Below are 13,640 nucleotides of genomic sequence, written 5' to 3'. Positions count from 1 at the left end.
GGCGCCTGCTCAGCCGGCGTCGAGCAGGGCGCGGCGGATGCTGGAGAGCAGTTGCCCCAGGCCGAACCCGGCCAGCAGCACCCAGACCGCGGTCGCCATGGTGATGGTGCCGGCGGCCAGGTCCGGCTCGATCAGCCCGGCCAGCCCGGCGACCAGCAGGCCGGCCAGCGCCACCGAGACCCGGGTCGGGCGTTCACCCACCGTCACCGCGCCGATCTCCCGCATACCGGCGGCGACCGCCCGCGCTCGGACGTACTCGTGCAACCAGGACAGCGCGCCAGCCGCGACGACCAGCCCGCCCGGCGCGCCCACCAGCCAGAACGCCAGCAGCCACGCCACCTCACCGAGCCGGTCGGCTACCGAGTCGTAGACGTAGCCGAGCCGGGTGGTGCGACCGGTGGCAACCGCCACCGCACCGTCCACGCTGTCCGCCACGGCGGCGAGCAGCACGAACAGCGCGCCGAGGAACGGCCCGTCCCCCGAGCGGCCCACCAGCAACGGTACGCAGAAGCAGAGCAGCACCCCGGCCACGGTGACCGCGGTGGGGCTGACCCGCAGCCGACCCAGCACATATCCGACGTGGTACGCGAATCGCAGCCAGGCGCGCACCACCGGCGCCGCGACCCGAGGGTCGAACCCGCCGTGCAGCCGCGCCCACGCCGTGGCGTACTGATCCCAGTTCAGCTGTGTGCCCACCACGGATCAACCGTCGTGCCGGGCAACAGGTGTCGCAGGCGCGGCGTTCACACGCGGGCGCCGGCCTTCAGGTTCTGCCAGACCTCGCGGGTCGCGGTGGACCGGTTGAGGGTGATGAAGTGGATTCCCGGCACGCCCTCGTCCAGCAGCCGGCGACACATCTCGCTGGCCTGCTCGATGCCGAGCCGGCGGACGGCGTCCGGGTCGTCGGCCACGCGCTCGAAGCGGGCCGCCAACGCCTGTGGGAACGGCGCACCGGACAGCTGCACGGACCGCTCGATGGTGCCGAACTGGGTCACCGGCATCACCCCGGCCAGGATCGGGGTGTCACAGCCGGCAGCGGCAACCCGGTCACGTAGCCGCAGGTAGTCGTCGGCGTCGAAGAACATCTGCGTGACCGCGAACTCCGCGCCGGCCCGACACTTGCGGACGAACTGGGCGGTGTCGCTGGCCACGTCGGGCGAGCGGGGGTGCTTGTACGGGAAGGCCGCCACGCCGACGCTGAAGTCGCCGGCGTCGCGCACCAGCCGGACCAGGTCCTCGGCGTAGTCCACGCCCTCGGGGTGGCGGATCCACTCACCGCCCGGGTTGCCCGGGGGGTCGCCACGAACGGCCAGCACGTTGCGCACGCCCACCCCGGCGAGCCGACCGACCACGTGCCGCAGCTCGGCGACGGAGTGGTTGACCGCGGTCAGGTGGGCCATCGGCAGCAGGGTGGTCTCGGTGGCGATCCGCTCGGTCACCGCCACGGTGGTGTCCCGGGTCGAACCGCCGGCGCCGTAGGTGATCGACACGAACGACGGGCGCAGGGACTCCAGTTCGCGGATGGCCTGCCAGAGCAGCTGCTCCCCCGCCTCGGTCTTGGGCGGGAAGAACTCGAACGAGAAGGTGGGCTGGTGCTCACGGATGAGCTCCCCGATCGCCGGCTGCGGATTGGGGAGTGTCGAGGGAAGACCGAGCGCCACGACCCGACTCTAGCGGTCGCTGCCACCGGGACCCAGGCCCTTCCCACCCCGGCGTCCGGTCCGTGCCCGTGCGCCCCGGTCCGGCGTGCCCGTGCGCCCCGGCCCGGCGTGCGGAAAGACGTCGTACCTCCGGGGTAGGAATGGGCGGTGCGGGAGGGGCGGCGGGGGTGGCTCCGGGTCCCGCGCGGGGGTCAGCAACCGAGCGGTGACGCCGGTCCCGTCCGGTCGGGCGGGTGGGTCGTCACCGCACCGACGCCCGCCAGGAGGACCCATGATCCCGCCCGCATCGCCGCGCCCCACGCAGCTCGGGCCGCTGCTGGCCCGGCACCGACTGGCCCGGGGCTGGAGCCAGCAGCGAGCCGCCGCCGAGTTGTGCGCCGCCGCCGGGGTGCCGACGCTGAGCCGGCACGAGATCTCCCGGTGGGAACGACAGCGCCGCGTGCCGGGCGGGTTCTGGCTCGGCTGGCTCGCCGTCGTCCTGGACGTGCCGCTGGTGGCGCTCGCCGAGGCCGCCGCGGCCACCCGTCGGGCCGACTCGACACGGGCCACCGGGCCGGGCCGCGCCGCGCCGGCCGGCGCGCGACCGGCTGGGCGGAGGGGTCCCGGCCGCACCGGCGGGACTACGCGTGGCGGTGGAGCACGAGCCATGACGACCGGCTAGCGTCGGGGCGTGACCCACGCTGCTCCCGTGTCCCCCGTCGACCGCGCCGGCCTGCGGCAGCGGGTCGACAAGGCTCTCACCGAGTTCCTGACCGGCCAACGGGTCCGGCTCGCCGCCGTGGACGACGCGCTGGGTCCGGTGGCCGACGCGATCGAGGCGTTCGTGCTCGGTGGCGGCAAGCGGCTGCGTCCAGCATTCGCGTACTGGGGGTTCCGGGGGGCCGGCGGGGTGGACAGCGACCAGGTGCTCACCGCCCTGGCCGCGCTGGAGTTCGTCCAGGCCAGCGCCCTGATGCACGACGACCTGATGGACCGCTCCGACACCCGTCGCGGCGAGCCCGCGGTGCACCGACGGTTCGCCACCCGGCACCGGGAGGCCGGTTGGGGCGGCGACCCGGACGGTTTCGGCGACGCCGCTGCCCTCCTGCTCGGTGACCTCTGCCTGGTCTGGTCCGACGAGCTGCTGCACTCCGCGGGCCTGGACCTGTGGGCGTTGGCCCGGGCTCGGCCGGTCTTCGACGAGATGCGCACCGAGGTCACCGTCGGGCAGTACCTCGACGTGCTGACGCAGGCCACCGGGGACACCTCGGTGGAACGGGCCAGCAAGGTCGCCCGGTACAAGTCCGCGAAGTACACCGTCGAGCGTCCGACGCTGCTCGGCGCCGCACTGGCCGACGCGCCGGAGGACGTCCGGAGGGCCTACTCGGCGTACGGGCTGCCGCTGGGTGAGGCGTTCCAGCTCCGCGACGACGTGCTGGGGGTCTTCGGCGATCCGGCGCTGACCGGCAAGCCGGCCGGGGACGATCTGCGCGAGGGCAAACGCACCTACCTGGTGGCGGCGGCCGTGGAGGCCACCGACGACGCCGGCCGTGAGCTGCTGCTCAGCCGGCTCGGCGACCCGCAGCTGGACGAGCAGGGGGTGGCCCGGCTCCGCGAGGTGATCTCGGGGAGCGGGGCGTTGGCCCGTACCGAACAGCGGATCGTCACACTCACCGACACCGCCCTGGCCGCCCTGACCTCCGTCGACCTGGACACCGAGGCCCGCCAAGCCCTGGTAGACCTGGCCATAGCCGCAACCCGCCGAGCCGACTAACCCCCACCCCCCTACGCCCCTCCCCCTCCCCCCGACCCCGCCCCTCCCGGCGTTGATCATGAAGTTGTTGCCACGACACGCCGAGCGGGCTGGCAATAACTTCATGATCAACGGGGGCGGAGGGTGGTCCGGGGCAGGGGCGGGGCGGGGTGGGGGCGGTCGAGTTAGAAGCCTTGGGCTTGGGCTCGGCGTTTCACCTCGCGGGCCTGGTCGCCGGAGAGGGCGGCGGCCGGGGTGGCGCCGGGGAGGGTGTCGTCCGGCTCGTAGAGCCAGCGCAGGACGGCCTCGTCGTCGTAGCCGTTGTCAGCGAGCAGGTTGAGCACGCCGGGAAGGTGCTTGAGCACGGTCTGGTTGGCAACCAGGTCCGCCGGGATACGGCGGACGCCGTCGCGGCGGACCGCCAACAACTCCCGGTCACGGATCATCTGGTGCACCTTGCTGATCGACACGTCGAGGCGTTCGGCGACGTCGGGCAGGGTCAACCAGCCGGCCGGGTCGGTGGGGCCGGCGAGTTCCAGGCCGGGCGCGGCCTGGTCGGGTACGGGTTCGGTCACCCGACCACCCTGCCACGCCGCCGCCGCGACGAGCCACCGGCACCCCGGGCGACCCACCGGCGCCCACTCTCTTGACCGCCGCTGACCAGCGAACCTGATCGCCGCTGACCAGCGAACAAGGGGCGGCCAGCGCGGCAGGACGGACCAGTTCGGCGTACGGCTGTAGCATCCTGTTCATCCTTCACCCCCTGGACACATAGACTGCCTGCCGATGGACACTCAGGTCGCCGACACGTTGCTGGGCTCGCTGATCGACGGGCGCTACCGCATTCGCGGTCGCGTGGCCCGTGGTGGCATGGCGACCGTGTACACCGCCACCGACGAACGCCTCGAGCGCACCGTCGCTGTCAAGATCATTCACCCGACCCAGGCGAGCGAGGCACGGGCCCGGATCGCGAACTTCGTGGCCCGGTTCACCGACGAGGCGAAGACCATCGCCCGGCTGACCCACCCGAACGTGGTGGCGGTCTACGACCAGGGCACGCACGCCGGTCTGCCGTACCTGGTGATGGAGTACGTCCGTGGTCGCACGCTGCGCGACGTGCTCGCCGAGCGACGCCGGCTCAACCCGGACGAGGCGCTGGCCATCGCCGAGCAGATGCTCGCCGCGATCGCCGCCGCGCACCGGGCCGGTCTCGTGCACCGCGACGTCAAACCGGAGAACGTGCTGGTCGCGGAGGCGCCTACCGGTGGCGTCGCCAACCTGGTCGACAGCGTCGTGAAGGTGGCCGACTTCGGGCTGGCCCGAGCGGTCGAGGCGAGCGCCGACGAGGAGCAGGGCAACCAACTGATGGCCACCGTGGCGTACGTCGCCCCGGAGCTGGTCACCGAGGGCCGCGCCGATCCGCGCACCGACGTCTACTCGGCCGGCATCGTGCTGTTCGAGATGCTCACCGGCCGCGTGCCGTACGACGGGGACCGCCCGGTGGACGTCGCCTGGCAGCACGTCGACCGGGACGTGCCGGCGCCCTCGACGTTGGTGCCGGGCCTGCCGTCGGTCCTCGACGACCTGGTGCAGCGGGCCACCCGGCGTGATCCCGGCGCGCGGCCCGCCGACGCCGGCGCGTTGCTGACCGAGGTGCAGGTCGCCCGGGATCGTCTGGGTGACGCCAACAGCCACACCGCCGTACTCCACCCGATCAGCGACGCGCCGTCACTCTCCCAGCCGACCATGATGGTCGCGACGGTCCAGCCGCCCAACCGCCCGTCGTGGGCACGACTGCCCGAGGGCGCCAGCAGCCAGGGGCCGGGCCGCCGTCGGGCCGCACCGGAGCCGGCGGAGGGCCTGGGCGCTCGACTCGCCGCGCTGCGCAGCACGTTGCTGAGCAACCCCCGTGGCCGGCTGGCCGTCGCGGCCGTGGTGGTGACGCTGGGCCTGGTGGCCGCGATCGGGGGGTGGTGGTTCGTCGTCGGCCGCTACACCGACGCTCCGCAGCTGGTGAGCCTGAGCAACGCCCAGGCGCAGGCGCAGGCCGACCGCGCCGGGCTCGTCCTCAAGTACGCTGAGCCGCGCTTCGACGAGAAGGCCCCGAAGGACAGCGTGCTGGAGCAGAGCCCGGCGTCCGCTGCCAAGATCGTCAAGGGTGGCACGATCACCCTGACCCTCTCCCTCGGCCCGGAGCGCTTCCCCGTACCGGACGTGATCGGCAAGGAGTTCGAGCTCGCCGAGGCGGACTTGCTCAACGCGAAGCTGGTGGTGGCCAAGGGCACCGGTCGCTACGACGACAGCCTGCCGGCCGGGGTCGTGGTGGACAGCTCCCCCAAGGTGGGCGCCGAGGTCAAACCCGGTGCGAAGATCACCCTCATTCTGAGCCGGGGCAGGGCGCCGGTGACGGTGCCGAACCTGGTCGGCAAGAGCCTGACCGACGCCCGGACGGCCCTGGCCCAGCTCAACCTGACACTTGTGGAGACCTACAAGGACTCCGACAAGCCGAGGGACGAGATCCTCGGCCAGAGCCCGGCCGACGGCGCCGGCGTGGAGAAGGGCACCCAGGTCAAGCTGGACGTCAGCAAGGGGCCACCGCTTGTCGCGATGCCGCGGGTGGTCGACCTGCCGTGCCAGCAGGCCAAGCAGGCGTTGGAGGGTCAGGGCTTCCCGGTGACGGTGGCGATCAATCCGAACGCCGTGGTCCGGATCCAGCTCCCGGGCGAGAATTCGCAGGTGCCGCCCGGCACCCCGGTCACCCTGACGTGCTTCTGATGCCGACGATCTCCGCGCGGCCGGTGGGCACGCACACTCCGACCTCGGGTGGGCTGGCGAAGGCCGCCCTGCCGTACGTTGACGCGACCGGTGCGCAGGTGGTGCAGGTCTACGTCTCCAACTCGCGAGGCTGGGCACTGCCCAACGGTGACCCGGTGCAGGACACCCTGTTCCGCGACGGTTGCGCCGAGCGGGGCATTCCCGCGTTCATCCACGCCGCGCTGCTGGTCAATGTCGGCTCGCCCACCCCGGCCACGGTCGAGAAGTCGGCCCAGACGCTGGAGCACGCGTTGCGCCGAGGTGTGGCGATCGGCGCGCGGGGGGTGGTGTTCCACGCGGGCAGTTCGGTGGACGAGGCGCACGCCGAGGCGGCGATGCGACAGGTCCGCGAGGTGTTGCTGCCGCTGCTCGACTGGGCCGCCGACGCTGGCGGGCCGATGTTGCTGGTCGAGCCGAGCGCCGGCGGAGGCCGGTCACTGGCCTCCCGGGTGGAGCAGCTCGGCCCCTACCTGGACGCGGTGGACCGGCATCCCATGCTCGGGGTCTGCTTCGACACCTGCCACGCCTGGGCGGCCGGCCACGACCTGGCGGCCGAGGGCGGCATGACGGCGACCCTGGACACCCTGGTGGCCACGGTCGGTGCGGACCGGCTGCGGCTGGTCCACGCCAACGACTCGAAGGATCTGTGCGGCTCCACCCGGGATCGGCACGAGAACATCGGCAAGGGCACCATCGGCGAGCCCGCCTTCGCCGAGCTGATGGCCCACCCGGCAACCGCCGGCGTCCCGATCGTCGTGGAAACCCCCAGCGAGAAGCACCTGGGCCACGCCTCCGACATCACGACACTCACCCGCCTGTCCCGCCCCTAACGGCCCCCCACCCCCTCCCCCCACCCCCCGAGCCCGCCCCCGTTGATCATGAAGTTATTGCCATGACACGCCGGTCCGAGTGGCAATAACTTCATGATCAACGGGGGGTGAGGTGGGGGCGCCGGGGAGAGGGGGTGGGGTGGGGGTGGGGTTTTAGGGTGCGGCGAGGATGCGGGGTAGGGCTGCGTGGGCGCGGTCGATGTCCGCGTCGCTGAGGCCCAGGTGGGTGACCAGGCGGGCGGTACGGGGGCCGAGCACCGAGATCAGTACGCCCTCGGCCCGCGCCGCGGCGGCCAGGGCCCGGGCGTCCAGGGTGTGCTTGGTGAGGTCCAGCGCGACCAGGTTGGTACGGACCGGGGTGGCCAGCACACCGAACGGCGCGACGGCCTCGGCGAGCCGGGCCGCCCTCGCGTGGTCGTCGGCCAGCCGGTCGATGTGCTGCGCGAGCGCGTACCGACCGGCGGCGGCGAGAATGCCAGCCTGGCGCATGCCACCGCCCATCCGCTTGCGGAGCATCCGGGCACGTTCGATCTTCTCCGCGCTGCCTACCACCAGCGAACCGACCGGCGCGCCGAGCCCCTTGGAGAGGCACACCGACAGCGTGTCGAAGAGCCGACCGTACTCGATCAGCGGCACCCGGTCGGCGACGTGCGCGTGCCAGATCCGGGCGCCGTCACAGTGCAGCGCGACGCCCGCATCGTCGGCGATGCCGCGCAGGTCCCGCAGGGTCGCCAGCGGAATCACCCCGCCACCGCCGCGATTGTGGGTCTGCTCGACGGCGATCGCGCGGGTGGGGACAGCGAAGTAGCCGTCCGGCCGGATCATCCCGGCCACCACCTCCGGGTCGATGTCCGCGCCCACCGCAGGCCAGGTCCGCGAGGAGACCCCGCCGTACGCGGCCGCGGCACCGATCTCGTACGTGACCACGTGCGCGTCGGCGTCGCAGAGCAACTCGTCCCCGGGCGACACCAGCAGTTGCAGGGCGATCTGGTTCGCCATCGACCCACTCGGGGCGAACAGCGCCGCCTCGTGCCCGAACAACGCGGCGACCTCGGCCTCCAGCGCGTTGACGCTCGGATCCTCGCCGTAGACGTCGTCACCGACCTCGGCGGTGGCCATCGCCTCCCGCATCCCGGCGGTGGGTCGGGTCACCGTGTCGGACCGCAGGTCCACGAACAGATCAGGCATTGCTTTCCCTTCGGCTGCCGACTGCGGGGCTCGCAAGCTCAGCCACGGAGCATCTCCGCTACGAGGAAGGCCAACTCCAGCGACTGCTGGGTGTTCAGTCGCGGGTCGCAGGCGGTTTCGTACCGGTCGGGCAGGTCGAGATCCTCGATGCCCTGGGCGCCGCCGAGGCATTCGGTGACGTCCTCGCCGGTCAACTCGACGTGCAGGCCGCCGGGGTGGGTGTCCAGCCCCCGGTGCACCTCGAAGTAGCCGAGCACCTCGTCGACGATGCGGTCGAAGTGCCGGGTCTTGTAGCCGTTTGACGACTCGTGCGTGTTGCCGTGCATCGGGTCGCACTGCCAGACCACCTTGGCGCCGGCGGCGGTGACCTTGGCGACGATCGGCGGCAGGGCGTCGCGTACCCGGTGGTTGCCCATCCGGCTGATCAGGGTGAGCCGGCCGGGGGTGTTGTCCGGGTTGAGCTTCTCGCACAGCTCGATCGCCTCGTCCGGGGAGGTGGTCGGGCCGAGCTTGACCCCGATCGGGTTGGCGATCCGGGAGATGAAGTCGATGTGCGCGCCACTGATCTGCCGGGTGCGCTCGCCGACCCAGAGGAAGTGCCCGGAGAGCCCGTACGCCCGACGGTCGGAGACCCGGGTGAGCGCCCGGTCGTACTCCAGGGCGAGGGCCTCGTGGGAGCAGTAGAGCGTGACGGTGCGCAGCGCCTCGTCGTCGGTCATGCCGCACGCCCGGATGAAGGCCAGCGCCCGGTCGATCTCCCGGGCGATCGCCTCGTAACGCTCCCCCGCCGGGGAGTTCTTCACGAAGCCCTTGTTCCAGTCGTGCACGGCGTGCAGGTCGGCGAGCCCGCCGGCGAGGTACGCCCGGAGCATGTTCATCGCCGCCGCCGAGTTGGCGTACGCGCGGATCATGCGCTGCGGGTCGGAGACCCGGGCGGCCGGGTCGGCCTCCAGTGAGTTGATCATGTCGCCGCGGTACGCGGGCAGGCCGCGCGCGTCGGTCGGCAGCGAGCGGGGCTTCGTGTACTGCCCGGCGACCCGGGCGACCTTGACCACCGGCAGCGACGCGCCGTAGGTGAGCACGATCGCCATCTGGAGCAGGGTGCGGGCGTTGGCCAGCAGGTGGCTCTCGGTGTTGTCCACGAACGTCTCGGCGCAGTCACCGCCCTGCAGCAGGAACGCCTTGCCCTCGCAGACCAGGGCGAGCTTCTGCCGGAGCTGGTCCACCTCGTAGGGCGCGACGACCGAGGGCACGGTGTCGAGGACCTTGCAGACCGCGGCGACCGCGGCCGGGTCGGACCACGGCGGGACCTGCTCGCGGGGCAGTTCCCGCCATCGGTCCAGGCCGAGCGCGGCGTCCTCCGCGGAGTCGACTGTCGGTCGGCTGGTCTGCAGGCCCGGGCTGCCCACCGCGGGATGGCTCAGCTGATGCCACTCATGGCGCATGACAGAAAGCGTACGGCGACTGTCGAGGCGCCCCGGCGGCGAGGGGGACGGTTCCGGCAGATGGGAGATCAATCTGCCGGGCGCCGGTCAGGTTACTCGGGTACGAAGACGCCGGTCGGCGACGGCGCGGCAGGCGCGGCGCCCGGCGCTTCCCCGGCGATGCACCAGTCGCCTCCGTCCCGGGTGACGGTGAAGACCAGCGGCCGGGTGACGGTGCGCTTGCCGACCGCGACCGAGACCGAGACGCTGACCTCCTGCCCCTGTGCGCCGGGCCGGATACCGGTGATGGCCGCCTTCGGCACCTGGAAGTGGTCGGCGAAGTCACCGTTGGGGCCGGTGGCACCCAGGTCGAAGCCGTCGTGCAGCAGGGCGCAGAGTTGGCTGCGGCCGGCGGCGACGTCCTTGGCCGCCATCGCGTCGAGGTACGCCTGCACGCGCTCGCGGGAGCGGGTGGCGGCCTCCTCGGCGGGGGCTCGGGCCGGCTTCGCGGCGGACTCGTCCTCGTCCCCGCCGCCGATTCCGCAGCCGCCCAGGGCGACCGGCAGCAGCATCAGCCCAGCGGCGGTCGCCGCCAGCCCGCGGTGGGTCAGGCGCATGGTCACCTCCGTCGGCGGTGAGATCGAGACGTGCCGAGCCGCGAGTCTGCCACATCCAGCTGATCGAGCCCAACGGCGCGGCCCGGTCGACGTTGGGCGTCGACCGGGCCGCTGTGTCACGGGCGGGAAGGGACGGTGCGGGCCCCTTCCCGCCGTGTGGGTGGTGCGTCGGCCCTCGGCTCAGCCGAGACCGCCCTTGATGGCGCCGATGAGCTCGCCGTTGCTCGTGTCACCGGAGAGCTCCCAGAAGAACGCGCCACCGAGGCCCTGGTTGTTCGCGTACGTCATCTTGCCGTTGATGGTCGACGGGGTGTCGTAGCTCCACCAGTTGCTGCCGCACTTGGCGTACGCGGTGCCGGCGACCGTGCCGGTGGCCGGGCAGGTGTTCTTCAGGACCTTGTAGTCCTCGATGCCGGCCTCGTAGGTGCCCGGCGCCGCGCCGGTGGCGCTGCCGCCCGGGGCGGCCTGGGTGACACCGGTCCAGCCCCGACCGTAGAAGCCGATGCCGAGCAGCAGTTTGTTGGCCGGGACGCCCTTGCTCTTGAGCTTCTGGATCGCCGCGTCGGAGTTGAAGCCCTGCTGCGGGATGCCGGTGTACGAGGTGAGCGGGGAGTGCGGTGCCGTCGGACCCTGGGCGGCGAAGGCGCCGAAGTAGTCGTAGGTCATCGGCATCAGCCAGTTGAGGTTGCCGATGGCGCCGGCGTAGTCGGTGGCGTCGATCTTGCCGCCGTTGCTGCCGTCCGCGGTGATGGCGGCGGTGACCAGGGCGCTGGACCCGAACCTCGACCGCAGCGCGCCGATCACGTTCTTGAACGCGTTCGGGCCGCTGCTGTCACAGCTCAGACCGCAGGCGTTGGGGTACTCCCAGTCGACGTCGATGCCGTCGAAGACGTCCGCCCAGCGCGGGTCCTCGACCAGGTTGTAGCAGCTCTCGGCGAACGCGGCCGGGTTCTGCGCGGCCTGGGTGAAGCCGCCGGACCAGGTCCAGCCGCCGAACGACCAGATCACCTTGAGGTGCGGGTTCAGCTGCTTGAGCTTGCGCAGTTGGTTGAAGCTGCCGCGCAGCGGCTGGTCCCACGTGTCGGCGACGCCGTCCACGCTCTCCGCCGCGGTGTACGCCTTGTCGTAGTCGGCGTAGCTGTCACCGATGGCGCAACGACCGCCGGTGGTGTTGCCGAAGGCGTACAGGATGTGGGTCAGCTTGGCGGCCGAGCCGCTGGTCTGGATGTTCTTGACGTGGTAGTTGCGCCCGTAGACGCCCCACTCGGCGAAGTAGCCGACGACCTTCTTGCCACCCGGGTTCGGCGGGTTGGTGGTCGGCGGTGGCGTGGTGGGCGGAGGGGTGGTGGGTGGCGTCGTCGTCGGCGGGGTGGTGGTCGGCGGAGTGGTGGTCGGCGGGGTCGTCCCGCCGCCGCACGCGGCACCGTTGATCGTGCAGTTCAGCGGTGCCTTGTAGGCGCCGCTGCCGTTGTAACCCCAGCTGAACGAGGCGCCGGGTGCGATGCCGCCGGCCCAGCTCTTCTTTACCGCGACGTAGTGGTTGCCGCTGCTGGTGACGTCGGCGTCCCACGCGCTGCTGACGGTGGTGCCCGACGGCAGGTCGAACTCGATGCGCCAGGTGGTGACCGTGGCGCTCGAACCGTTGGTGACTGTCACTCTCGTCTCGTGACCGGTCCCCCAGTCCTGCGCCTTGGTGAAGGTGGTGGTGACCGTGCCGGCGCCGAACGCGGTGGTCATCGGCACCGCTGCGACGGTCACGGCGACCACGGCACCGGCCCAGAGGGCCCGGCGGAGCGATCTTTTCATGCGGCGTCTCCCGAACTGTTAGGAAACTTTCCAAAAGAGATGGTGAGACGGTACTCACGCCGTCATCAGTTCGTCAAGATGCGCATGTTTCGATTTCTCCTGGTGCACGGAGTGCGTACGCTGCGCCCACCCCGGGTCGATGCCCGGCCGGCGCGTAGCCTCGGGCCCATGACCGTCTTCGACATCCCGATCGACGCCCTCAACGGCGGCCCCGCCGACCTGGCCCGCTACCGCGGCAAGGCGTTGCTGGTCGTCAACGTGGCATCCCGCTGCGGCCTCACCCCGCAGTACGCCGGCCTCCAGACGCTCGCCGACTCCTACGCCGACCGGGGCCTCGTGGTGCTCGGCGTGCCGTGCAACCAGTTCGCCGGGCAGGAGCCGGGCAGCGCCGCCGAGATCAGCGACTTCTGCCAGGTCAACTACGGAGTCACCTTCCCGCTGACCGAGAAGGTCGACGTCAACGGCGGCGACCGGCACCCGCTCTACGCCGCGCTCGTGGACACTCCGGACGCCGACGGGCACACCGGTGACGTGCGGTGGAACTTCGAGAAGTTCCTGGTGGCCCCGGACGGCTCGGTCGCCGCGCGCTTCGCCCCCACTGTCGAGCCCGACTCCGACGACCTGCGCGTAGCCGTCGAGAAGGTCCTCCCCACCTCCTGACGCGCCCGCCCGAACCGCTCGTCACCGGAGAGTGGCACGTCCCCGGAGAGCCGGTCGGCGACCAGCGTGAGCAGTACGTTGTGCAGGGCGGGCTCGCGGCGCGACCAGGCACCCGCCGCGAGCAGCCTGCGCAGCTACCCGGCAGCGGCAATCGGAATAACCCATCAGTCTGGTCGGGAATGCGTCGTGGGTGGACGGAGTTGGGAACGAGCATGACAACTGTGGGACTGATCGGCAGTGGCAACATCGGCGGCACCCTGGCCCGACTGGCGGTCGACGCCGGCTACGACGTGGTGCTGAGCAACTCGCGGGGCCCGGAGACCCTCACCGACCTGGTCGGGACCCTGGGCGCGCGCGCCAGCGCCGGCACCACCCAGGACGCGGCGCAGGTCGGCGACCTGGTGGTGGTCACTGTGCCGCTGAAGGCGTACCGCGCGGTGCCCGTCGAACCGCTGGCCGGCAAGGTCGTCATCGACACCAACAACTACTACCCGCAGCGCGACGGCACCTTCCCGGAGCTGGACTCCGGCGAGACCACCAGCAGTGAGCTGCTCCAGCGGCACCTGCCGGACTCGCGGGTGGTCAAGGTCTTCAACAACATCTACTTCAAGGGCCTCGCCGCGCTCCCCCGGCCGTCCGGCGCGGCCGACCGCAGCGCCCTCGCGATCGCCGGCGACGACGCCGCCGCGAAGACCGAGGTGACCGCCTTCCTCGACCAGATCGGCTACGACGCGGTGGACGTCGGCCCGCTGGCCGAGGGGTGGCGCTACCAGCCGGACACCCCGGCGTACGGCACGCTCTACTCCGCCAGCCCGACCGACTGGGAGCACCCGGCCCCGGGCGACGCCGAGAAGCTGCGCGCCGCCCTGGCCGCCGCCACCCGCTGAGCAAGGCCAGCCGCCGCCCTG

Annotated in this window: 13 protein-coding genes; 6 read left to right on the top strand and 7 right to left on the bottom strand. The window is 72.0% G+C overall.

What is annotated here, in order from left to right; genetic code table 11:
• Positions 1-9 precede the first annotated feature (9 nt).
• Both ACLQ3B_RS02310 and metF read right to left on the bottom strand, forming a co-directional pair.
• Positions 10-699 carry a CDP-alcohol phosphatidyltransferase family protein gene (locus tag ACLQ3B_RS02310; RefSeq protein ID WP_425776893.1) on the bottom strand — a complete coding sequence of 230 codons (690 nt, stop codon included), beginning with the start codon at positions 697-699 and terminating at the stop codon, positions 10-12.
• A 44-nt stretch (positions 700-743) separates the two neighbouring features.
• Positions 744-1,661 carry a methylenetetrahydrofolate reductase [NAD(P)H] gene (metF, locus tag ACLQ3B_RS02305; protein WP_425776891.1) on the bottom strand — a complete coding sequence of 306 codons (918 nt, stop codon included), beginning with the start codon at positions 1,659-1,661 and terminating at the stop codon, positions 744-746.
• A 271-nt stretch (positions 1,662-1,932) separates the two neighbouring features.
• Here metF and ACLQ3B_RS02300 point away from each other — a divergent pair, with 271 nt between their 5' ends.
• Positions 1,933-2,322, top strand: a complete 390-nt coding sequence (locus ACLQ3B_RS02300; protein ID WP_425776889.1) for a helix-turn-helix domain-containing protein — start codon at positions 1,933-1,935, stop codon at positions 2,320-2,322.
• Between the two features lie 9 nt (positions 2,323-2,331).
• Positions 2,332-3,414: a polyprenyl synthetase family protein gene (locus ACLQ3B_RS02295; RefSeq protein WP_425776887.1), complete on the top strand. Its 1,083-nt coding sequence runs from the start codon at positions 2,332-2,334 to the stop codon at positions 3,412-3,414.
• A gap of 164 nt (positions 3,415-3,578) precedes the next feature.
• On the opposite strand, the gene ACLQ3B_RS02290 is transcribed toward ACLQ3B_RS02295, so the two are convergent.
• Positions 3,579-3,968: an Rv2175c family DNA-binding protein gene (locus ACLQ3B_RS02290; RefSeq protein ID WP_357278159.1), complete on the bottom strand. Its 390-nt coding sequence runs from the start codon at positions 3,966-3,968 to the stop codon at positions 3,579-3,581.
• A 211-nt stretch (positions 3,969-4,179) separates the two neighbouring features.
• Between ACLQ3B_RS02290 and pknB the strand changes: the two genes are divergently transcribed.
• Entirely contained in the window at positions 4,180-6,168 is a 1,989-nt protein-coding gene (pknB, locus tag ACLQ3B_RS02285; RefSeq protein ID WP_425776884.1) for a Stk1 family PASTA domain-containing Ser/Thr kinase, read from the top strand.
• On the top strand, positions 6,168-7,037 hold the full coding sequence (locus ACLQ3B_RS02280) for a deoxyribonuclease IV (RefSeq protein WP_425776882.1): 870 nt from the start codon (positions 6,168-6,170) through the stop codon (positions 7,035-7,037). The genes pknB and ACLQ3B_RS02280 overlap by 1 nt, the downstream gene beginning before the upstream one ends.
• A 153-nt stretch (positions 7,038-7,190) precedes the next feature.
• Here ACLQ3B_RS02280 and ACLQ3B_RS02275 read toward each other — a convergent pair whose 3' ends face one another.
• The 4 genes from ACLQ3B_RS02275 to ACLQ3B_RS02260 all read right to left on the bottom strand — a co-directional run bounded on the left by ACLQ3B_RS02275 (position 7,191) and on the right by ACLQ3B_RS02260 (position 12,072).
• Positions 7,191-8,225: a threonine aldolase family protein gene (locus tag ACLQ3B_RS02275; protein ID WP_425776880.1), complete on the bottom strand. Its 1,035-nt coding sequence runs from the start codon at positions 8,223-8,225 to the stop codon at positions 7,191-7,193.
• Positions 8,226-8,263: 38 nt separating this feature from the next.
• Positions 8,264-9,670, bottom strand: coding sequence for a class II 3-deoxy-7-phosphoheptulonate synthase (locus tag ACLQ3B_RS02270; protein ID WP_425776878.1), 1,407 nt, complete (start codon positions 9,668-9,670; stop codon positions 8,264-8,266).
• A gap of 92 nt (positions 9,671-9,762) precedes the next feature.
• Entirely contained in the window at positions 9,763-10,266 is a 504-nt protein-coding gene (locus ACLQ3B_RS02265; protein ID WP_425776876.1) for a hypothetical protein, read from the bottom strand.
• 180 nt (positions 10,267-10,446) lie between these two features.
• A complete protein-coding gene (locus ACLQ3B_RS02260) occupies positions 10,447-12,072 on the bottom strand; it encodes a glycosyl hydrolase family 18 protein (RefSeq protein WP_425776874.1) in 1,626 nt (541 codons plus the stop codon).
• 168 nt (positions 12,073-12,240) lie between these two features.
• On the opposite strand from ACLQ3B_RS02260, the gene ACLQ3B_RS02255 reads away from it, so the two are divergent.
• Both ACLQ3B_RS02255 and ACLQ3B_RS02250 read left to right on the top strand, forming a co-directional pair.
• Positions 12,241-12,732, top strand: a complete 492-nt coding sequence (locus tag ACLQ3B_RS02255; RefSeq protein ID WP_425776872.1) for a glutathione peroxidase — start codon at positions 12,241-12,243, stop codon at positions 12,730-12,732.
• Positions 12,733-12,944: 212 nt separating this feature from the next.
• Positions 12,945-13,619 carry an NADPH-dependent F420 reductase gene (locus ACLQ3B_RS02250; RefSeq protein WP_425776870.1) on the top strand — a complete coding sequence of 225 codons (675 nt, stop codon included), beginning with the start codon at positions 12,945-12,947 and terminating at the stop codon, positions 13,617-13,619.
• The last annotated feature ends 21 nt before the right edge of the window (positions 13,620-13,640 follow it).

The organism is Micromonospora sp. DT53 (assembly GCF_049841535.1).
In the GTDB taxonomy this organism is placed as follows: domain Bacteria; phylum Actinomycetota; class Actinomycetes; order Mycobacteriales; family Micromonosporaceae; genus Micromonospora.
The sequence above is the reverse complement of the archived record's forward strand: the minus strand, read 5'-3'. Positions and strand labels throughout refer to the sequence as shown.

What these genes read in the sequence shown, in the direction of transcription:
- ACLQ3B_RS02300 (WP_425776889.1), top strand. Translation starts at nt 1,933, where the DNA reads ATGATCCCGCCCGCATCGCCGCGCCCCACGCAGCTCGGGCCGCTGCTG.
- pknB (WP_425776884.1), top strand. Translation starts at nt 4,180, where the DNA reads ATGGACACTCAGGTCGCCGACACGTTGCTGGGCTCGCTGATCGACGGG.
- ACLQ3B_RS02280 (WP_425776882.1), top strand. Translation starts at nt 6,168, where the DNA reads ATGCCGACGATCTCCGCGCGGCCGGTGGGCACGCACACTCCGACCTCG.
- ACLQ3B_RS02275 (WP_425776880.1), bottom strand. Translation starts at nt 8,225, where the DNA reads ATGCCTGATCTGTTCGTGGACCTGCGGTCCGACACGGTGACCCGACCC.
- ACLQ3B_RS02270 (WP_425776878.1), bottom strand. Translation starts at nt 9,670, where the DNA reads ATGCGCCATGAGTGGCATCAGCTGAGCCATCCCGCGGTGGGCAGCCCG.
- ACLQ3B_RS02265 (WP_425776876.1), bottom strand. Translation starts at nt 10,266, where the DNA reads ATGCGCCTGACCCACCGCGGGCTGGCGGCGACCGCCGCTGGGCTGATG.
- ACLQ3B_RS02260 (WP_425776874.1), bottom strand. Translation starts at nt 12,072, where the DNA reads ATGAAAAGATCGCTCCGCCGGGCCCTCTGGGCCGGTGCCGTGGTCGCC.
- ACLQ3B_RS02255 (WP_425776872.1), top strand. Translation starts at nt 12,241, where the DNA reads ATGACCGTCTTCGACATCCCGATCGACGCCCTCAACGGCGGCCCCGCC.
- ACLQ3B_RS02250 (WP_425776870.1), top strand. Translation starts at nt 12,945, where the DNA reads ATGACAACTGTGGGACTGATCGGCAGTGGCAACATCGGCGGCACCCTG.